We start from the raw sequence: 339 nt of genomic DNA, 5'->3' as shown, positions 1-339 counted from the left end.
AGTACGAATGCCACAGGTAGCAGCATCAGTGTAAGCACAGCAGGAAGTTATACAGCGACATGTATCAATAGTTGTGGCGAAAGTGGCGTGAGCAATGTAGTAGTTATCACAACAGGCAGTAGCCCAGCAGCTCCAGTAATTTCAACGAACAAAAACAGCTTGTGTAATGCAGAGACAGCAACGTTGACAGCGACAGGTTGTACAGGAAGCTTGAAGTGGAGTACAACTGCCACAGGCAGCAGCATCAGTGTAAGTACAGCAGGCACATACACAGCAACATGTATCAACAGTTGTGGTGAAAGTGGAGTGAGCAATGTAGTGGTTATCACGACAGGCAGT

At 46.9% G+C, this 339-nt stretch carries 1 protein-coding gene; it reads left to right on the top strand.

Translation table 11 applies throughout. The annotated features are described in order from the left end of the window. On the top strand, positions 1 to 339 hold a 339-nt coding region (locus ABR854_RS25910; RefSeq protein ID WP_350268743.1), incomplete at both ends, for a hypothetical protein.

The organism is Emticicia sp. W12TSBA100-4 (assembly GCF_040253585.1).
In the GTDB taxonomy this organism is placed as follows: domain Bacteria; phylum Bacteroidota; class Bacteroidia; order Cytophagales; family Spirosomataceae; genus Emticicia.
The sequence above is the reverse complement of the archived record's forward strand: the minus strand, read 5'-3'. Positions and strand labels throughout refer to the sequence as shown.